21 protein-coding genes are annotated in these 21,249 nt (G+C 29.3%); 20 read left to right on the forward strand and 1 reads right to left on the reverse strand.

Features of this window, described 5'->3' with window-relative positions:
- Positions 1-22: 22 nt before the first annotated feature.
- From AAHF53_RS00080 to lysS, 6 genes are all read left to right on the forward strand, one after another.
- Entirely contained in the window at positions 23-925 is a 903-nt protein-coding gene (locus AAHF53_RS00080; protein WP_342189792.1) for an ABC transporter ATP-binding protein, read from the forward strand.
- Positions 926-988: 63 nt separating this feature from the next.
- Positions 989-4,042 (forward strand): FtsX-like permease family protein, encoded by a 3,054-nt coding sequence (locus AAHF53_RS00085; RefSeq protein ID WP_342189793.1) that lies wholly within the window; start codon positions 989-991, stop codon positions 4,040-4,042.
- Positions 4,043-4,109: 67 nt separating this feature from the next.
- The gene (locus AAHF53_RS00090) at positions 4,110-7,940 is read left to right on the forward strand and encodes an ABC transporter permease (RefSeq protein WP_342189794.1); all 3,831 of its coding nucleotides are present in this window, start codon (positions 4,110-4,112) and stop codon (positions 7,938-7,940) included.
- A gap of 60 nt (positions 7,941-8,000) precedes the next feature.
- The gene (locus tag AAHF53_RS00095; protein WP_342189795.1) at positions 8,001-8,408 is read left to right on the forward strand and encodes a hypothetical protein; all 408 of its coding nucleotides are present in this window, start codon (positions 8,001-8,003) and stop codon (positions 8,406-8,408) included.
- 123 nt (positions 8,409-8,531) lie between these two features.
- Complete coding sequence (locus tag AAHF53_RS00100; protein ID WP_342189796.1) at positions 8,532-9,866, forward strand: CoA-disulfide reductase; 1,335 nt, start codon at positions 8,532-8,534, stop codon at positions 9,864-9,866.
- Between the two features lie 19 nt (positions 9,867-9,885).
- Complete coding sequence (gene lysS / locus AAHF53_RS00105; protein ID WP_342189797.1) at positions 9,886-11,373, forward strand: lysine--tRNA ligase; 1,488 nt, start codon at positions 9,886-9,888, stop codon at positions 11,371-11,373.
- A 71-nt stretch (positions 11,374-11,444) separates the two neighbouring features.
- Here the strand turns inward: lysS and AAHF53_RS00110 are convergent, their stop codons facing one another.
- The gene (locus AAHF53_RS00110; RefSeq protein ID WP_342189798.1) at positions 11,445-13,976 is read right to left on the reverse strand and encodes a vitamin B12-dependent ribonucleotide reductase; all 2,532 of its coding nucleotides are present in this window, start codon (positions 13,974-13,976) and stop codon (positions 11,445-11,447) included.
- A gap of 296 nt (positions 13,977-14,272) precedes the next feature.
- On the opposite strand from AAHF53_RS00110, the gene rpsF reads away from it, so the two are divergent.
- From rpsF to AAHF53_RS00180, 14 genes are all read left to right on the forward strand, one after another.
- Positions 14,273-14,692 (forward strand): 30S ribosomal protein S6, encoded by a 420-nt coding sequence (gene rpsF, locus AAHF53_RS00115; protein WP_338967838.1) that lies wholly within the window; start codon positions 14,273-14,275, stop codon positions 14,690-14,692.
- A 24-nt stretch (positions 14,693-14,716) separates the two neighbouring features.
- Positions 14,717-15,250: a single-stranded DNA-binding protein gene (locus AAHF53_RS00120; protein WP_338967839.1), complete on the forward strand. Its 534-nt coding sequence runs from the start codon at positions 14,717-14,719 to the stop codon at positions 15,248-15,250.
- A gap of 3 nt (positions 15,251-15,253) precedes the next feature.
- Positions 15,254-15,496, forward strand: coding sequence for a 30S ribosomal protein S18 (gene rpsR / locus AAHF53_RS00125; RefSeq protein WP_342189799.1), 243 nt, complete (start codon positions 15,254-15,256; stop codon positions 15,494-15,496).
- A gap of 113 nt (positions 15,497-15,609) precedes the next feature.
- A complete protein-coding gene (gene rplI / locus AAHF53_RS00130) occupies positions 15,610-16,032 on the forward strand; it encodes a 50S ribosomal protein L9 (RefSeq protein WP_342189800.1) in 423 nt (140 codons plus the stop codon).
- On the forward strand, positions 16,032-17,417 hold the full coding sequence (gene dnaB, locus AAHF53_RS00135) for a replicative DNA helicase (protein WP_342189801.1): 1,386 nt from the start codon (positions 16,032-16,034) through the stop codon (positions 17,415-17,417). The genes rplI and dnaB overlap by 1 nt, the downstream gene beginning before the upstream one ends.
- On the forward strand, positions 17,392-18,012 hold the full coding sequence (locus AAHF53_RS00140) for a hypothetical protein (protein ID WP_342189802.1): 621 nt from the start codon (positions 17,392-17,394) through the stop codon (positions 18,010-18,012). The genes dnaB and AAHF53_RS00140 overlap by 26 nt, the downstream gene beginning before the upstream one ends.
- Before the next feature lie 579 nt (positions 18,013-18,591).
- On the forward strand, positions 18,592-18,918 hold the full coding sequence (locus AAHF53_RS00145) for a hypothetical protein (RefSeq protein WP_342189803.1): 327 nt from the start codon (positions 18,592-18,594) through the stop codon (positions 18,916-18,918).
- Between the two features lie 2 nt (positions 18,919-18,920).
- Complete coding sequence (locus AAHF53_RS00150) at positions 18,921-19,142, forward strand: hypothetical protein (RefSeq protein ID WP_342189804.1); 222 nt, start codon at positions 18,921-18,923, stop codon at positions 19,140-19,142.
- Between the two features lie 17 nt (positions 19,143-19,159).
- Positions 19,160-19,303: a hypothetical protein gene (locus tag AAHF53_RS00155; RefSeq protein ID WP_342189778.1), complete on the forward strand. Its 144-nt coding sequence runs from the start codon at positions 19,160-19,162 to the stop codon at positions 19,301-19,303.
- 3 nt (positions 19,304-19,306) lie between these two features.
- Positions 19,307-19,537: a hypothetical protein gene (locus AAHF53_RS00160; protein WP_338967679.1), complete on the forward strand. Its 231-nt coding sequence runs from the start codon at positions 19,307-19,309 to the stop codon at positions 19,535-19,537.
- 11 nt (positions 19,538-19,548) lie between these two features.
- Complete coding sequence (locus tag AAHF53_RS00165; protein WP_338968593.1) at positions 19,549-19,683, forward strand: hypothetical protein; 135 nt, start codon at positions 19,549-19,551, stop codon at positions 19,681-19,683.
- A gap of 19 nt (positions 19,684-19,702) precedes the next feature.
- Entirely contained in the window at positions 19,703-19,948 is a 246-nt protein-coding gene (locus tag AAHF53_RS00170; RefSeq protein WP_342189776.1) for a hypothetical protein, read from the forward strand.
- Positions 19,949-19,972: 24 nt separating this feature from the next.
- Positions 19,973-20,959 (forward strand): hypothetical protein, encoded by a 987-nt coding sequence (locus AAHF53_RS00175; protein WP_342189805.1) that lies wholly within the window; start codon positions 19,973-19,975, stop codon positions 20,957-20,959.
- Positions 20,960-20,962: 3 nt separating this feature from the next.
- On the forward strand, positions 20,963-21,247 hold the full coding sequence (locus AAHF53_RS00180) for a hypothetical protein (protein ID WP_342189806.1): 285 nt from the start codon (positions 20,963-20,965) through the stop codon (positions 21,245-21,247).
- The last annotated feature ends 2 nt before the right edge of the window (positions 21,248-21,249 follow it).

Consider the following 21,249-nt stretch of genomic DNA (forward strand, 5'->3'; position numbering starts at 1 on the left):
GAAAAAGTTGGGAGTAAGTGTAATGGCAAAAAAGCGATCTTCAAAAAAAACGGAAAATGATAAGAGTATTATTTCATTAGAAAATAATAAAGCACTTTTAACGACGATTAAAGAAAATTTAAAGTTACAAAAGAAGATGACTAAAGCTTGTTCCAAAAGAATTTTAAAAGGTGAAATTATTTCCACCTTAGGTTATAAACCGGATTTAAAGAAATTTATTATTGAATTGCATAATGTGGAAAAGTCTTATGTAATGGGAGAAATTGAATATAAAGTTTTAAAAGGGATTGATTTAAAAATTAGTCGTGGTGAATTTGTTGTTATCTTAGGACCTAGTGGTAGTGGGAAAACAACATTATTAAATATTATTTCTGGTTTAGATAAAGCTTCAACTGGTGATGTTTTTGTTGATGGTCATAACTTAACATTGTTAAAAAATCGTCATTTAACTGATTTTCGTTGTAATTATGTTGGATTTGTTTTTCAAAATTATAATTTATTAGATACTTTAAGTGCTAAAGAAAATGCTGAAGTTGGGGAAAACTTAGCTAAAAATAAAAAGCGGGTAATGACATTGGAAGAAATTTTTGCATCAATTGGTATGTCAGCAGAAATGGATAAAAAACCTTCGCAATTATCTGGGGGTCAACAACAAAGAGTTTCAATTGCAAGAGCAATTGCTAAAAATCCTTCAATTTTGTTTTGTGATGAACCAACAGGGGCTTTGGATGAAGAAATGGGACGAAAAGTTTTAGAAATTTTGTTAGATATTAATAAAAAAGAAAAAACAACGATTGTTACTGTTACTCATAATCCTAATATTGCTCAATTAGCAGGTATTGTTATTCATGTGAGAAATGGTATTATTGATGAATTAAAAGTTAATAAAGACCCTAAAAAACCTAAAGATATAAAATGAGCTTAATAAAATTGTATTAATAAAACAGTTACTGATAAGGATATTATTATTCAAGGAGTGAAAAAAACAATGTTGCTTCTCTTTATTAACGGATTACGATCAATTAATAAAAAATGAGTGCAGTTTTTTGGACTAATTGTATTGATATTTTTATCAGTAACTGTTTTTTCTGGTATTAATCAATCTAATCGTGAGTTGTTAAGAAGTTTTAGTGTTTTGTTAGATAAAGGTAATTCACACCATTTTTCTTTTTATCCGCTTAATCAAATGACTTTGAAAAATCGCGAAGCAACAATTAATAAATTTTCTGACGAATTTATCAAATATAAAAAAAAGAATGTTAATAAGAATTTTGCTAGCAATGATGTAGCAATGATTTCATTTTTAATTACTGAACATTTTCAGGAAAAATTTTCCTATCACTTAGGAGTGCGGAGCTTATATGCTAAAACTACTAATTATCGTAGTAAAGATTTAAATTATACTTTAGTGTTAGCAGATTATTATCAGCATTTAATTGAAAATAATCGTAATCGCAAAGATATGAATAAAGTAATTATTACTGAGGGGCGAAAACCAATTGCTAGTAATGAAGTTATTATTTTTAAGCAGTTTGCTGTGGCAAATAATTTGAAAATTTATGATGGAAAAAATATTAATAATCCGCAATTTTATTTGCCAGGTGTTGGTGATGTTAATAATTTAGCAGTTACAGGATTACGAATTGTTGGTTATGGGATGACGCCTGATTATGTCGTTCCGATTGGAATTATGAAAAGTACGATAACAATCCCTGAGTTTGCTACGCAAACATTTGTTTATATGCAGCCATTTAAGTTTCGACAATTAGCTATTAATAAGTCTTTAATTCAAGAGCATTATTATGGACAGTTTAATTCGGGTTATGAGTGGAATAATATTAGGAAGAATGAATATTTGCGGTTAGAAAAGCAATTTAATGAATTAATAGGGACAAAAATTAATTATAAAGCAATTGCTAGTTTAGAAACAAATGATACTGTAAAACCATTATTTATTCAGTCACGAACTAATGGTGTGATTTCAACAACATTTTTATTTTTAATTTTATTAATTGTTTTTGTAATTATTATTTTTCTTGTTAAAAAAGATATTAATGATGAAAAAATCCATATTGGATTGTTAAAAGCAATAGGATATCGTGATTGAAAAATTAGTTTTAGTTTTTTAGGCGTAATTAGTTTTTCAAGTATTGTGGGCTCGTTTTTAGGTTATGGAGCTAGTTTATTTGTGCAATATTTGTTATCAGTAGTGTATGTTAATCATATTCAGTTACCATTATCTTATATTACTTTTGATTGAGTAATTTTCTTAATTGTTGCGTTGGGACCGTTACTTTTTTTACTAATGATTACTTATATTTTTGCGAATGTATTTTTAAAAAAACCACCGTTAGTATTATTAACTCCTAATATTTCACCACAAATAAATGGTATTAAGTTGTTTTTTTTAAGATTAGGTTCATTTGCGCCTTTTAAAGTTAAAGTTTCATTTTCATTAGTTATTAAATCATTTAGTCGGGTTGTTGTTGTTATTATTGCAATGATTTCAACAACAATTCTGTTAATGTTTGTTTTTGTAACTTCAACGGTTGTTAATGATTCAATTAATAAGTCTTTTTCGCCGATAAATTATCATTATAATTATTTTTATGATAGTAGTTTTTTACTGCAAAATGATAAAAAATCTTTTAAGTATCCTTTTGTTAAAGTAGAAGAAATTAACATTAAAAAAACAAAACTTGGTTTGTTTGACTTATTAATGTTATATGGTGATAATAAATTACAATTAGAAACAATTTTTAAGGATTATTATCTTCCTGCTCCGTTATTAGATTTAATATATAGTCAATTAAATGGGTTTATTAGTAAAATTGAAAACAGTCCTGTTAGTGAACACGAAGCAATATATAATAAATTAACAATGGCAATTAATAACTTATTTTCTTTTAAAGAAACTGTTAGCGTTCAACAAACACAAATGGTTATTGAAAACTGATTTATTTTACGGGAATTAGCGGATCTTTCAAAAACAACTAAAACTGATGCTGAGGGTAATGTTAGAAAAGTAATTACAACAAATATCGGTTTTGATTTTGTTCCTTATCAAGAAGCTAATGAGTTACCATATTTGTTGCTTCTTGGTGAAGCGATTAGTAATAATAATAAGGCATTAGGAAGTTTGATGGTTCATAGTGTTGATTTTGAACATCACAAAGCGTTTTTAAAATTAGAAGATGAGAATGAAAATAATTTATATCCATTATTAGAACAAGAATTAGTCAATTGAAATGAAGCTAAAGATATTAATGAACCAATACCATTAGTAATTAATTCAGTAATGGCAACTTTGCACGATTTAACAGTTGCTGATTATTTTGTAATTGAGTTTAAATATAATGATACTATCCAAAAAGTAAATTTTAAAATTGTTGGGATTGCTGATTTTTATCAAAATTCTTATGTATATGCACCCCTTGATGCGATGCGTTTTGTTTTTGGTTTAGATAATAATTCTTATAATGCTAAATATTCACAACAAGATAGTTTAGAAGTTCAAGATTGAATAACTTTAAGAACTGATGGTAATAATAATTTACAAGGTTTAAAACCATTGTTAAATTCATTATTGGATATGAGTGCTGTTAAGCAAATTGCTTTGAAATATAATAATATCATTGCAATTATGATTGCAATGATATTATTTTTTGCAACGACAATTTCTGTGGTTATATTAGTAATGATTACTAATATTGTTATTACTGAGAATAAGAAGATGATTATTGTTTTTCAAACTTTAGGTTATAAAATTCATGAAGTGTCAAATATTATTATGAGTGCCTATATTCCAACGATTATTATTGCATTTTTAGTTGGCGTGCCAATAAGTATTATTATTTTAAAAGAATTATTTATCTTTGTTGCGAAATTAACTGAATTTAGTTTACCGGTTAATTGACAGTGATGACATATTATAGTAGGGATTGCTATTGAGTTAGTAGTATATTTGGTATCATATTTTGTTGGTGTTTTTAAACTTCATCAACAAAGTATTGTGCAAAAAATTAAGGAATTTCAAGAATAGAATTTTTTAATGTATAATTTAAATAATGCGAAAAAAGCAGGGTAACATATTTAAAAGGAGTTTAATAGTGAAAAAAAGGAAATGACAAGGTTTTAATCTTGGAAAACTCAAAAACTATTACATTCTTAAAAACGCTTTTAAATCAGTTTTAAGAAATAAGATTCAAATGATAGGATTAGTTCTTTTAATAGTTTTAACGGCAGTTATTTTTACTTTAATGTATACAACAACACAAAGAATTAATAATTCTTATGAGAATTTTATTACGGCATCTAATTTACATCATTTTGTTGTTGATTTAAGAAATAAAAATCGGATTCCAGGAAAAGAAGCTGATGAAACTGATGTTAATGTTCAAAAGGCATTAGTTGAGAAAACTGCTTATGTTCAATGAGCAATGGAAAAAGTCAGAGTTGCTAATGAAACAAATAATAATTTTGTGTTTGCATATCGTGAAGGACGAATGGTTTCTCGTGTTATTGATAATAATGTAAGTTTGTTTAAAGTTATTGCTCTTGAAATTCAAGATACGATTGATAAATTAGTTATTACAGAAGGTCGCAATATTGAAGCTGAGCAGGAAGTGGTGTTATCACCTGAATTTGCTAATGAAAATAAATATCGTGTTGGTGATATTATTTGTTTACAGTCAGAACAGTGTGATGTTAATAATCCTGATAATAATGCTTTAGAAATTGTCGGGCTAGGAACTTCTGTTGATTATATGTTTCCCCAACTTGATTTAACAACGCCAATTCCTAATCAAGCGCGTGAGGGGATGGCATTTGTTCATCCGCACCAATTAGGACTTTTTAGTCCTAATAATACGCAATTAATTGAAAAAGGTATTAAATGACAATATAATAAAAGTGTTGAAAAAGTTTCGTTAACTTCTGAAGTTGATCGTGAAGGATATTTTGTTGCTCAGTGAACTGCTGGTAGTGAACAAAATATTTCCTTAATTCAAAAACAATTACAAGATTATTTTCTTAGTAATGATGGTAATAATGATTTTGTATTTGCGGTTAATGATGCCAATTATCCTGAATATGATTTTAGTGGTCGTGTTAATACGCTAAAAACAATTTTGGTTGCTTATCAAATTATGGCGATTGCTTTGCTATTAATGGTGCTTATCATTGCGGGATTTGTGATTGCATTAGTAACAAAAAAACGCGTTCAAAATTCTCGTACGCAAATTGGTGTTTTAAAAAGTTTAGGTTATTCTTCGTTTAGTATTGCCCAAGGGTTTTTAGTATATCCATTAATTTCTGCTATTGTTGGGGGAATTATTGGATATTTAGTTGGTATTTTTTTACAAATTCCTATTATAAGTGTATTTAATTGATATTTTACGCTTCCATTAGGGAAATTTAGTTTTAATTGGCTATCATTATTATTTTCAATTGGTGGAACTTTTCTTTTATTAGGTTTAATAACAATTGTGGCCTCAATTTGATATATTAAAGGTAGTCCTTTGAAATTATTGCATCCTGAAGAAAATATGGGGGCAACGATTTTAACAAGATGATTTAATTATTTAAATCGTGGCAAACAATTTACAACGCGGTTTCGTTGAGCAGTTTTTTCAAAATCAATTACGAAGATGTTAACAGTAATGATTACAATGGTTTCAGCAACATTGTTATTAACATTTTCCATTACGGGTCCAAAAGCTTTACAAGATATGCGAACCGCAACTTATAAGGGAATTAATTATGAATCAATTACTGAATATGAAACTCCGATTTGAAATTCAATGCTTTCATCATATGGTGTTTATAATCCAGAAATTACAAATAATCAACAAGGGATTAATGGTGATCTTTATTCTCCAAAATTAATGGTTGAAGAGGAAATCAAGCCGAATGTCAAACGCTATCGTCCGATGTTGTTAGAATTAATAAAGCTCGCAACTTTAAATTATCGTCTTTTTGATTTAAATTTTTACCTTAATTCAATTTTAACGAAGTTAGAGCCAACAGCTACATTAACACCGTTTAAAGATATTACTTGCATGCTGGCGGTTGATGGTTGGAATGATAAAACAGAAGCCGAGCAGGCAAAGTATGCAATTACTGATTGTATCATTATTGGTACGACAAAAAAGTCGCCTTATTTTGTTCGTAGTAAGTTATCATCATTAGAATTAACTTTAAGAAAAATTGAAGTTAGTTTAGCAATTGATATTTTACAGTCGGGAGATTTAATGAATTCTACTGCAGAGTTTACTAATGGTAATCCGTTAACTTTACAAGAAAATAATGGCTTTATTGATGAAATGACTGTTGCTGCTACTAATGATGCTGATTATAAAAACCGCTATGATGTGGTGTTAAAAATTTATGAAGAAATTAAAAAGCGACTTAATAATGGTCAAAGTGCTAATCCAAGTAAAGATGATGAACAATGAAATCGGTATTTAAATAAGGTGATAATAAAACTGAAAGCAATTGCTAATGATTTAGAACTTACTAAAACCTTTAATATTCAATTTGGATTGACGCCCTATAATCTTGATGAAGATGAGTTAGCAACTTATTTTAAACCTAATATTGAAACAATTTCTCGTGGTAATATTACTTATGAAAATAAAAAAATGTTAAAGCTTAAAGCTTATGGTATTGAACGAAGTAGTAAAATGAATCTTTTGTTAGATAAAGATAATAATAATCTTTTAGAAGCAATGTATGAAAATCATTCGCTTAATGCGGAAATTATTCCTGTAGTTATTAATCAAACTATTGCTAAACATTTGCAAATTAATCAAGGTGACATTTTAGATATTAATCCTAATAAGCAATCATTATATTCTAAAATTGCTACGGCTGATAGTAAGATTGTTGACCTGAAAAAATGGCATCTAAAAGGATTAAGTACTGGTTTTCAACAAGTGACAAATAATGATATTGCAGGAGTTCAAGGATTGTATTTTTCAATGGGTGATGTTCCTTCACCAATGTATGAGAAAATTACTAGTGGTGATGTTTATATTAAAACTGAAGATAATCAAAATCAAAAAATGCGCGTTATTGGTATCCAAGAGGGTTATGGTGATCCTAAAATGTTTTTACCTAAATATGATGCTGATGTGATGTTAGGTTATATTGAAAAAGGTAAAAGTTGAGAGCTTTCAGAACATTATGAGAAAATTAAAGATATATTTCAAGAAGTTACTCACTTTGCTAATGATACAACGCCAGAATTTAAGCAAAGATTTCCTAATATGACTTATGATGAGGCTGTGCAGGCAATGTTTCCTTTGTTTAATGCTAAATTTTCATTAAATAAAAATATTACTGATATTACTGATAGTATTAGTGTGGCGCAAATGTATGGTGATTTTACGCAGTTAACATTAAATGGTATGGTAACTAAGGATGAGGTTTCTGGTGATTTAGTTCAAAAGTATATTGGATTAGGACAAGGAGCAATTGCTTTTGCAATGCCGATTGCAACACATCAATCGGTATTTGATGAAATTAAAGGTATTGCTGATTCAATATTATGGGCTTTTATGGCGATTTCTTTATTAATATCATTTGTGACAATTTTAATTACTTCTAATATAATTATTACTGAAAATAGTCGGTTAATTGCAACAATGAAAGTTATTGGTTATAGTGATTATAAAATTAATTGATTAACATTAGGAATGTATTTACCCATCGTGTTTATTGCTTTTGTTATTGGTTTTCCTGTGGCGTGGGTAATTATGAATCAGTTAGTTAATTATTTAGCATTGAATTCAACCTGAGTTATGCCGTTTTACTTTAATTGAGGACTAATCTTTGCGGTTTTAGTGATTATTTTAGCAATTTATGCGATTACATTTGTTGTTGGTTGATTTATTTTAAAATGCGTCAATCCAATTGAAGCTTTAAAAATAAATGATTAATTTAGATATTTAAATTAATTGCAGATAATTGTATAATAAAATAAAAAGGAGTTGGTTTAAGTGAGAAAAAATTTAATCGTTTTTTCTTTGTTAGGAACATCATTAATAACACCTAATTTAATTAATTATCAACAGAGTAATCGTGAAAATGTTAGACAAATGAAAGTATATCGGGATATGAAAAAACATTATGTTAATACAAAGTTTTATGCTGAGCATACAGGATATGAATATATTCCAATATATAATTTTCATTATGTAAATAATTTTATTAAATCATATTCTGCTTTAAGAAATACGATGATTAAGGTTATTGAAAAATATCAATATCAAGGTTATAGTAATTTTCTTTGAAGGCAATTTTCAAAATGGAAAAAAGAATCGCAGGTTCCAATATATGCTGAGGAATTAGCAAAACGATTTTACCATCATATATGCCCCAACATATTGAACCTTAATTTAGTTTAATTTGTACCTTATCATCGCTTAATGATAAGGTATTTTTTGTTATTAAAACACAAGTGGTTTTTTTGATGTGCATAGTGTTATTATTAGTAAGAACAATTACTAAATAGAAGGAGGATTAAAGTTATGCGAACAATTATTATTGGTGGTGGGGCATCGGCAATGACTTGTGCTAGTAAACTACGAAGAAATGATGCAACGATGGAAATTATTGTTTATCAAGCAAGTAGTTATGTTTCATTAGGCGCTTGTGGGATTCCATATTATATTGCTGAAGAATTTGATAATGTTAATGATTTATTAGCAAGAACGCCCGATTGATTTGAAAAACAAAATATTCAAATTTTTTTAAACTCGCAATTAACTGCGGTTGATTTTGATAAAAAAGTAGTTATGATTGGTAATCAAGTAACTTCTGAGATAATTACTAAACAATATGATAATTTAGTTATTGCTACGGGGGCGATGCCAATTGTTCCTAAATTTGAAAATGACCATTTAGGAAATATTTTTACAGCCGTTAGTAAAGAAGATGCTTACAATATTAGAAAACAAGTTAAAGATAAACAAAAAATTGCTATTATTGGTGGTGGTTTTATTGGTTTGGAACTGGTTGAGGCATTTAGTCATTTGCAGAAAGAAGTTATTCTTGTTGAAGCGTTAGAACGAGTTGGTGCTAAAGCTTTTGATGTTGAGATTACCACTATAATACAAGAATATTTATTGGCAAAAACTGTGCAAGTGCATTGTTCCAAAGAATTATTAGGTTTTCAAGGCGAAAATGATGTTCAAGCAATTGTATTAGCAAATAATGAAATTATTGCTGCTGGTTTAGTGGTTTTAGCACTGGGATTTCGTCCGCATACGCAATTATTTAAGGATACGGGTTTAGAAATGCTAGATAATGGGGCAATTGTTATTGATCATCAAGGAAAGACTAATATTGCTAATGTTTATAGTGTTGGTGATTGTGCAACAATTACTAATTTAGTAACTAAAAAACAATCATATCTTCCTTTAGCAACAACAGCAGTTAAATTAGCTCGCGTTATTGCTAATGTTATTGCTAATGTTGATGATCGCTTAGAAGGAACTTTGGGAAGTGCGATTTTACAAATTGTTGATTTGCAAGTTGCTCGGACTGGATTAAGTGAATGAGAAGCAAAAGCAATGAATTTTAACTATCAAACAATTATCATTGATGATTATGATTTACCAAATTATATGTCAAAGCAAATGCCTTTAAAATTAAAATTGCTTTATGAAGTTGATTCCTTAAAATTATTAGGAGCACAAATTGTTGGTTATAATAAAGCAGTTTTAAGAATTAATGCTTTAGCGGTTGCGATTTGCAAGCAAATGACATTACCAGAAATTGCCAAGTTAGATTTGGTCTATGCACCACCTTTTGGACGCACTAGTGATATAATTCATATTGGTGCTAGTAAAATTAAGAAATAATTAAAGGAGAAGTTAATTTATGTCAAGAAAATTTTCAGAACAGGAAGTTGTGCGACGCGATAAGTTAGAGCAATTAGTAAAAGCAAACCATAATCCGTTTGCTATTTCTAAGGTAGAACGCACGCATACTACTGCTGAATTTAAAGAACAATATGATGTATATAGTAAAGAGCAATTGCAAGGAAAACCGGATGTGATTACGATTGCGGGAAGAATTAGGGCTTTAAGAACGGCTGGCAAAGCAATTTTTGCTAATGTTCAAGACCAAGATGGTCAAATTCAAGTTTATCTTCGTTTTGATGAAGTTTCTAAGGAAGAATTTCTTGCTTTTGAACAATTAGATTTAGGCGATATTATTAGTGTTACTGGTGGGGCAATGAAAACACAAGTTGGGGAATTGACTTTAAGACTGGTAGCGTTTCAATTGCTTAGTAAGGCATTAAAACCGTTGCCTAATAAACATGATGGTTTAAAGGATACCGAAGAACGATATCGTCGGCGATATGTTGATTTGATTGTTAATGAAGAAGTTAAAGCAGTATTTATTAAAAGAACGCAAATATTAAATTTAATTCGGCAATATTTACAAACAAGAGACTATTTAGAGGTGGAAACGCCAGTTTTACAACCAATATTAGGTGGGGCAACAGCGAAACCTTTTAAAACGCATCATAATACTTTGGATATGCCATTTTACTTGCGAGTTGCTCCTGAATTGTATTTAAAAAAACTTCTTGTCGGTGGTTTTGAGAAAGTATTTGAAATGGGACGATTGTTTCGTAATGAAGGTATGTCAGCGAAACATAACCCTGAGTTTACTGCGATTGAAATTTATGTTGCTTATCAGGATATGAATTTTATGATGCAGTTAACCGAAGATTTAATTAGTTATTTAGTTAAGGCAATTTTGCCTAGTAGTGAAATAACTTACGATCATCAAAAAATTAATTTTCGGCAATGAAATAAAATGAGTATGGTGGAAGCAATTAAAAATGTTAGTGGAGTAGAATTTAATCGCGAAATGACATTAGTGCAAGCACGAAAGTTAGCTAAAGAGCATAACATAATTTTAGAAAAGCATCAGCATACGATTGGTCATATCATTAATGCATTTTTTGAACAATTAGTTGAAAAAACCTTAATTCAACCGTCATTTATTTATGGATATCCACTGGAAGTGTCGCCATTAGCGAAAAAGAGTTGTTCTGATGAACGGTTTACTGATCGTTTTGAACTATTTATTGGCGGTAGAGAGTATGCTAATGGTTATTCTGAATTAAATGATCCCATTGACCAATATAATCGTTTTGAACAGCAGTTAGCATTAAGAGATTTAGGTGATGAGGAAGCTAATGAAATGGATTTAGACTTTGTTGAAGCCTTAGAATATGGGATGCCACCAGCTGGTGGTTTAGGGATTGGTATTGACCGCTTAGTAATGTTATTAACGGAACAATCATCAATTAAAGATGTGTTATTATTTCCTCATATGCGAATTAAAGAATAAGAGGATGCTAAGAAGCGTTAAAAAAGAGTAAGGAATTAAATTCCTTACTCTTTTTTGTTAATTCTAAGATGTTATAATCCACATTGCAGTTGAGCACTGCAATTATCGCAGGTATTGCATCCTCCCGCTTCAACGATGTTGCCTTCATTGCAGAAAGCACAGAGGTCGCCGATATTAGTTCCACGGGTGCGGTCTTGTTTAATACCACGGTATTGGTTTGTAGGAAAGGCGTTGCTAGGGGTTGTGGGATTAGGACTAGTGACAATGGGTGTTTCTAATGGTGACAGACCGAGTTGTTCTTGGATTGGCTCGCTGTCATCGGTTAGCGATAGCACTTGGGCGTTTCTTGATCCATCAACATAGACAGTACCACCTTTGGCACCGTTTTTGTATAAGTGCATATATAGTTTTTCCACATTTTTAACTGTGTAGCCAACAGGAGCATTAACGGTTTTGGAAATTGATGAGTCAACTCAGCGTTGAATAATACATTGTACATCAGCATGAGCAACGGGAGTTAGTTCCATCGCGCTAATGAAAATATTAGGTAGCGGTTTATTAACATATTCGGGATGATATTTTAGTCATTCATCAACAATTTTAGCATTAACTTTAATATTTTTACCAAGGCGACCACTCCGATAAAAGTTAAAAGCAAAGTATGGTTCTAAGCCAGTAGAAACACCAACCATTGTTCCAGTTGTTCCCGTAGGAGCGATAGTTAGTAAGTGGGAATTACGAATCCCATATTTTTTAATAGCATTACGAATTTCGGGGTTCATTTTTTTCATATAACCCGTATTAATAAAGGCGTTGTGGTCTTTTAAGAAGGGAAATGAACCTTTTTCTTTGGCAATATTTACTGATGTTAAATAAGCAGTTTCGGCTATTAATTGAAATATTTTGTTAACAATGCTATTTCCTTCAATGGAACCATAAACGACATTGGTTCATATTAATAAGTCGTGTAATCCCATAACGCCTAAACCAATCCGGCGTTCACCCAAAGCTTGGATTTTGTTTAATTCTAAAAAGTAAGGGGTACTGTCAATAACATTATCTTGTAAACGAATAGCAATATTAACGGTTTCTTTTAACTTATCTCAAAGAATTTCTTTTGTATTGCGGTTAACAAAGTTAGCTAAGTTAATTGCCCCGAGATTGCATACTGAATAAGGAGCAAGTGGTTGTTCACCACAAGGGTTAGTAGCAACAACTTTCATACCATAGGCTTTAGCGTTAGTCATATCGTTGGCTTGGTCAATGAAAAATAATCCAGGTTCGGCTGAATAGGTGGCACAAAAACTAATTAAGTCTCATAAGTCGCGAGCTTTCATTTGATAATAGTTTTTAAGTTTGAATCCCATTTGTTCTCATTGTTTAATATCACCAATTGTGTGCCAAAGAGTATCATATTGTTCTTTTTCTGCTTGTGAATAGTTATCTAAGTCGGAGAATTGTAAAGTTCATTGGGCATCATTTTCTACTGCTTGCATAAAGGCGTGGCTAATGGTAACAGAAATGTTGGCGCCGGTTAAAAATTCAGGACGATTTACTTTTCATTCACCGCCATCTAAGAGTTTTTTGCGGGCAGTTTCAACAATAGTAAGAGCTACGGTGTTTTCGTTTTCAATAATAGCTTCTAATAATTGTTTTTCAGCTGGTAATATTGGTTCAAATCGGAGTTTTTTAGTTGCTTCTTCGCGAATTGCTTGGTCTTGCGAATTTTCTTTTAATCATTTTAAAATTTTGGGGTTTTGCATTTTACAAACGATAAATTCAATAATATCAGGATGTCAGTCGGCTAACATAATCATTTGGGCTCCGCGCCGACTGCCACCTTGCTCAACTAAGTGGGTTAGCGAAGATAAGTCGTTTAATCATGATACAGAACCTGATGATTTGCCACCAACACTTTTAGCAACGGTTCCTTTGGGTCTTAAAGTTGAACCGTTGCTACCAACCCCACCACCGTGAGACATAATTTCCATTACTTCTTTACGATGTTCAGAAATACCATTTCTTGAGTCTTTAATCATTGGCATTACAAAGCAATTAAAAAAAGTAACATCAGAGTTGCTTCCTGCACCGTAAAGAATTCTTCCCGCGGGAACAAAGTTAAGATTTTTTAATTGTTCATAAAACTTATTTTGTCATTGCTCTTTGTTGTTAGTTTCAACAGTTGCTAAGTTAGTAGCAACGCGAAAAGCAATTTGTTCATAAAATAATTCTAATGGTTTATCAAGTTCATGTTTTTGTTTAATAACAATATTGTTTATTGCTGAGTTTTGTAAAATATTCGGGTCAATACCGTTAATATATTCGTTTTCAATTAATATTGCATAGTAATTATTTGCTAATTGTTTGTGGACATATCCAATTGCTCGCGTGGGAAATGTGGCATCATCACGAACAATTGTAACTACTAAATCACCAACTTTGAGACTTGCTAATGTTTTGTCTTTTTGGGAATAACGGTCAAGCATTACCATTCGTGACACCCCACTATGAACAATGTTAAATGAATTGTCAATAGTTTTAATATGAGGGAAATATTTTTCAATATCACCATTTAATGAATTAATTAGTTTTTGACTATACATAAATAATTAAATTCCTTTCTTTATTTTATGACTGTATTATTTAGTATAGCGAATTATTTTTATAGTGCGAGATATATTTTAAATTTTTTCTCAAACAAAAACCACTGCTTCTGTTAAAACAAATGTAGATTGGGAAATTAAAGTGATGATTAGGCATTAACATAATAAAAATAAATAATAGTATTATTATGTTGAGGATTGTTATATAATTACTGTTGAATTAATAAATTCCCATATTAATTTCTTGTTCTGTTAAAAGAACCAATAATATTTATTGTCCAGAGGAGGTTGAAGTGATGAATAAGTACGAAATTATGTATATTATTAATCCAGAATGTAAAGATATTAAAGCATTGCAAGAAAAGATGCATAATATTTTAAAACAAACGGGAAAAGTTGAAAGTGTTACTGATTGAGGGTTAAGAGATTTAGCTTATCCAATTAATCATAAAAATAAAGCTTATTATACAATATTAAAAGTTACGGTTAATAAAGAAGCAATTAGTGAGTTTATGCGTGTTGCTAAAATTGAGCAAGATATCTATCGTCATTTAATTATTAATCTTGATACTGAACAAAATTATAGTGATAAAATGATTGCTGACTTAAAGTTAAATACTAATGAAAATGATGAGCGACCAAGTCGTTATAGCGGTGAAAGAAGACAAAGACCTTATGTACCGCGTGAAACTTATAAAAAACCTGAAAATAAGTAAATACCATAAAGGAATGAATATATTATGTTAAATAAAGTAATTTTAATTGGTAGAATTACTAATGATTTAAATTTACGGTCAGCAAAAAATAATAAATCATTTTTATATTTTACAATAGCCATTAATAATTTTAATAATCAAGCAGATTTTATTAATTGTGTTGCTTGAGAAAAGGTAGCAGACTCAATGTATAATAATCTTCGTAAAGGTTCATTAGTAGCGGTTGAAGGTCGCATTCAATCAAGAAAACAAGAACAAAATGGTGTGCTAACAACGATTACTGATGTTAGAGCGATTAGTGTTAAGTTTTTAGATTCAAGAGGTAGTGGTGCTGGGATTGGGAATTCTCGCAATGCTGCGACGCCGTCATTTGTTAATGATTATAGTTCTCCCGTTGAGAACCAAATTGATGAACAGACATTTAATCTTAATAATATGAATTTTGATTTTGTTAATAATGATGTTGTTGATAATAAGAAACAAGGGGAAAATAACGAAGGTGCAAATTTAACATTTGATAATAATGATAATGATGATGCTATTGCGTGAGGAGAGTAAATTATGGAAAATAAGCGTATAAATGTAAATCGGTTTAAAAAGCGAAAAAAACCATGTTTTTTTACAAAAAATAAAGTTAATTACATTAACTATAGAGATGTTGAAGAATTAAAAAAATATATTTCTGCTAATGAACAGATTTTAACAAGAAGAGTTAGTGGTAATTGCTCTTTCCATCAAAGAATGGTGGCAATGGCAATTAAAAGAGCAAGAACCGTGGCTTTATTACCATATCTTGTAAAATAATTAAGGGTTGATTAGCATACTTAATATTTGTATTAAGTATGCTTTTTATATTACAATTAGTAAGTAATGTATTATATATAATGCAAAAAATTTGTGATGTGGAGTGTTAACAAGTGAAAGTAATTTTATTGAAAGATTTAAAAAATTATGGTAAGAAAAACGATATTATTACCGTTGCTGATGGATATGCAAAAAACTATTTATTACCACAAAAAATAGCAATTGTGGCTTCAAGTCAAGCTTTAGTGCAGTTAGGAAAACAACAACAAAAATTTGATAATGAAGTTAATGAAAAAAAGCTTGAAAATGAAGCATTAAAATTAGAAATTGAAAAGATAATTTTAAATTTTGATTTGAAAATTAATAAAAATAAGGTATTTGGAACAATTACTAGTAAACAAATTATTGAAAAATTAAGTCAAGAGTATAATATTCAAGTAGATAAAAAACAGTTAGTTAATTATCAAAATATTAATATTAAATTATTTAATGATATTTTTGCAATTTTGAAAATTCAAGTTGTGGGTAAAAAGTAATGACTATTACTAATAATTTTTTATTAGAAGATGCTGAGGTTAGTGTTTTAGCGGCAGTTATTAATTCTAAAAATGCTAGTGATGAGGTTGTTGCTCTGCTTAATGAGAATGATTTTATTAATTCCCGTCATAAATTAATTTTTAAAGCCATTATTTCGTTATATAATCATCAATTACCAATTGATTTACCAATTTTAACTGATATGTTAGTTAAACAACAAAGTCTTAATCAGGCTGGCGGGGTGGAATATTTGACTTTGATTACGCAAAGTTATATTAGTGATGCTAATTTAGATGATTATTTAAAAATTATTGTTGAACGGACAATGTTAAGAAATTTGCAAGTAGTAACCCAAGATATTACTAAGAAAATTAATACTGAGATTAGTGTGTGAGAACTTTTAGGAATTGCTGAACGACAGATTTTGGAAATTGCTAATAATCGTAAAAAAAATGAGTTTAAAAGTACTAAGGATGTTGTTGATGCGACATTATCTAAGATTGAAAAGTTGCAAAATAGTGATAATCAATTAACAGGTTCAGATAGTGGTTTTATGCAATTAAATAAGATTACTAATGGCTTTCAAAATGGTGATTTTATTATTTTGGCAGCGCGACCATCAATGGGGAAAACAGCTTTAGCATTAAATTTTGCTGTTAATTGTGCACGAGTTTATAAAGATAGTGCTGTGGTCATTTTTTCTTTAGAAATGCCAACTGAACAACTAATTTTAAGAATTTTAGGTTCAGAAACAAAAATTGGTTCAATGCAAATTAAAACGGGAAAAAATTTAACAAGTCGTAATTGACAAGATTTAACTAGTGTTGGTAGTAAATTAAAGCAAAGTAATATTTTTATTGATGATTCGCCGGGATTACGAGTGATTGAGTTAATTTCTAAATTAAGAAAATTAAGTCGTAATTATGACTTAAAATTGGTTGTTATTGATTATTTACAATTATTAGCTGGTGATGGTGAGAATCGACAACAAGAAATTTCTAATATTTCTCGAAGTTTAAAGGCATTAGCAAGAGAGTTAGAAGTTCCAATTGTTTGTTTGTCACAATTATCGCGAAAAGTGGAATCAAGAGAAGATAAACGACCATTAATGTCTGATTTGCGTGAATCAGGTGCAATTGAACAGGATGCTGACTTAATTATGTTTCTTTATCGTGAAGATTATTATGAAAAGAAAGAAGATAGTTTGAATGAAGAATCACATAAAGCACAATTAATTATTTCTAAGCATCGTAATGGTCCCACTGGCATAGTAGAATTACTTTTTTTACAAAAGTATGGTAATTTTATTGATTATAATAAGACTGTGAATAAAAATGAAAAGAAAGAAGGAACACAATATGAAAAGAATGTTTTCAGTAATTAGTCATTTAATGACTAGTTTTGTAACGGTATTTACTATTGTTGCTTGTAGTATGAAGACCCCTCCGATTACGATTAATATTACTAATGCTGCCAGTGAATCAACAATATTTGATAAGATTTTTCGTGCTGAGGCAGTTACGAAGACAATAAATAGTTTATTTTATACTTATAAAAAAACTGGTAAAACAGCGTGAGTAGAAACTAATAAAGAGAAAGTAAAACAATTAAATAGTGAATTAGCAACGCAATTTTATGCTGATTTTTATACAAGGTCAGGAGATACCTATTCATATCAGTTTGATATTAATAATTCGTTTGTTAATGATAAATTAAATTTTAATGGGGCTGAGATTAAAGTAATTGATGGTATTAAGGCAGAAGTAACCGATGATAAGACAGCACCTAGAGAAATTGCTTTTGATGTTTTCTTTCAAGGTATTGCTCAGAAGTATAAGTTTAGTGGTACTGTTAATTGAAAATATAATATTATGAAACTTAATCCGAAGGAAGAAACAACTGATAAGTTGATATTTTTTTGAGACTATCAGAGTGATTTAGCAGACATTAAGATTAATAATTTTGTAAAAGTAACTTAATTTAATATTTAATTATTATTTCCATAATTCTTTTTAAGAGAAGAGTTATGGAAATTTTCTTAGTTGATGGACGCATAAAGTTTTGTTAGGTAGATAAATATTTGAATAAGTATTAAGGCAGTCAGCAATGATTGTCTTTTTATTTTATAAGATGTTAAAAATTCGTTCTTTGAAAATTAAATACAAGTGAGTTAATAATGTTGGTATGTATTAAAGCACGATAAATTGTGGGTGGTCGCCATAACCAAAAGAAGTTTACCAGTTAATAGATAACATCCTATTAGCTATAGCAATTTGTTTCGTTTTGCAATAAAAAAATGAATGGGTGGATTTCCTAAAAATATACACGCTATTAAATTAGTTCCAAGGGTAGGATGCGGATGTTAAAGTGTAGAAATTTCTATATAGGGGTATGCTAAGTTTAAAATTATTAAAATATTTTTTTATCTAATTAAAAAAACAAAATTCACTAACAAAGCCTGTTAAACACTTAAATCTGCGATATATAAGTGTTTAAAAAACTAAGTTATATTAACTAAGTTAATTAACTTAGTTTATCTATAAGAAAGGTAATTTATTATGAAAAACATTGAAAACATTTTCTTAAATACTAAGAAATATCTTTTAAAAGAAACACAAAACGCAATGCTTATTAAAGCACCAGAAATTCCGTGATTTAATAAACAAATCGGTATTTGGTTTCCAAAGCGATTTGTTTATAAAGGAAAATATGAAAATTCGATTTGTGTCGGAATAATAAAAGATAGTAAATATCAAATAATTTCAATTAATCAAAAAGAAAATGAAACCAAATTAATTAAGGGACAAGAATTATTAAGCTTCTTCATTGCGGAAAAAGAAAACAACAAAAAAGATATAAATTATAACTATTTTAAAGGAGTTTAAAAATGAATATCACGATTGAATTAATATTTATTATTATCAGCATCATGCTATTGGCATATTTTGCTTATAAAATTTATGCCAAAATAAAAATGCGAATTAAATATAAAAATGCCATTAAAAATAATACTGGTAATTTCACGAAAGACGAAAAAGTATTTATTGCTCGCTTTGAGGAATGAGTTAAAGCTCCTAATTCAAAAGAAAATAACGCGGATAAAAAATAATGTTTTGAAAAATTATCATGGAATTCTTAGAACTGTTTATTCCGATAGAAAAAATGCCTGCACAAGTTGCATTTATTGCCGGATTAATTATTATCATTACTTTTCTTTTCGCATTAATTTCAATTATGTATTTACCAATAAAAATGATTTTTGGGAGATAAAAAATGACGGTAAATTTAAAAGAATTTAATTGAGAACAAATCAAACAAACTTTCTGAGATTTATTTATTCAAATTACAACGATTCCGGCTCATATTAGTGGTGGTAAAGAAATTGATTTAACTCAAGAAACACTTTGACTTTTAATAGCAAACATTGCTTTTTGATTATTAACAGCGATTATGGTGTGATTTATTCTAATGCTACTTTGAAAAACCATATCAGTATTTAGATAGGGAAAAAATTAATGTCAAGAAGTTACATTGTGATGCATTCCCAAAGAAATTCAAAATTAATTAGGAAAAAATATAATCGTGTTAAGGTTAATCGTGGCTTTAACAAATTTAAGAAAAACTTTGAATATAAATGATGAATGTTTTAAAAAGAAAGGGGGTGATTATATGTTTGGAACTTTCTTGGCTGATGCACCTGCAACAGTAGAAAAAATAACAGCTAGTGACGCGATGACTAAATTATGAAATGCAATTATAACGGCTTTTACTAAAATGTGAGAAATTATTGCTGTTAATATGCCACAAGTCGGTAACTTCTTTGCTGACTACTGAATATTCATTTTTCCATTTATTTTGGCAATATTCTTTATTTGCTTTAAAATGTTTGAAAAATTACTTGGAGCGGTACGCTAACAAAAAAATAAAGTGAGGTGCAAGATGAAATTTTGCAAATGAATAATAGAAAAAAATAACCATTTTATTGAATTGAATCGCACCTCATTTTTAATTTTATGACATTGCGGAGCAATTTGATATATTTACAACGGTTATTTTAAAAACATTGTAAGCTATTTATTTTTAGCAGGTTGTATTTTAATTTTTCTTTTTAAAATCGGTAATTTAACACAAATTAACAAAGTTATTAATTTCTTAAAAAATTCACCATTAAATATTGTGATTGGTTCATTAGGAACTGGAAAAACTGCTTTTCTAGTATACGCATCAAAATTACTAAAAAAGAAGAAATATCATATCGCCTCAACCTTTCCATTACTAGAAACCCAAAAATTAAGTTTAGGACATATGGGATTATTAGATTTTGATTATCCGGTATTGCCAGACAAAACCTTACTTTTATGAGATGAAACTAACTTATTTTTAGAAGGAACTGATTGAGAAAAAAATAATACCAAAAACGAAGAAACCGGTATTCAAGAATATTTCGCTCTGGCACGCCATTTCGGTCATATTGTGCTGGCTAGCGGTCAAAGAGATAAACATATTTGAGTTAAAGTTCGTGATATTGCCAATAATGTGATTGTGGGAATTCGCAAAAAACCCGTTAATATTTTTCGCCCCTACTTAAAAGTCATCTATGGCACCTTTACAAGCATTGAAGAATATGAACGCTGACGAAACACCTTAATTGATGCTAAAAATAGCAAAAAGGGTCGTCGCATTAAATATCGTGATATTCCTGAACTTGATATTTATTTTTTTAAACTAAAAATCCCGCTACCAATATTAAACACTTACAATTCTTTTTACCTAGCATTTTTAAGAGATTACTTAAATGCAAAAGTAAATCCTGATTATGAAGATAAATACTATACTGATACGGCAATTGATTTAGAAGACTTAGAATACTTAAAAATGGATAAATTTAGTAAATTTTTAAGAAAAATGAAAGAAAAGGAACAATAAAAAATGGAAAATCTTGCAAAAATGGCCGACTTTCTCGCCCAAATGTTTTATAAAGTTTTTGATTTAATTTGAAGTTTGGAAGTACCAGGAACGAATATTCAACTAATATTTCCTCTATTCTTAACGCTGGCTGTAGAATTTCTTATGGCAATTATTCTTGGATTTGGTAGTCAACAAGTTAATTTAGAAAAACAACGCCAATACGCCGTTAAAAATAAAGGGCGGTTAAGTGCATGAGGAAAAGCTAAAAAACAAATAAAACCAATAAAAACAAAACAAGGTAACTAACA

The organism is Spiroplasma endosymbiont of Dilophus febrilis, from assembly GCF_964030685.1.
In the GTDB taxonomy this organism is placed as follows: domain Bacteria; phylum Bacillota_I; class Bacilli_A; order Mycoplasmatales; family Nriv7; genus Nriv7.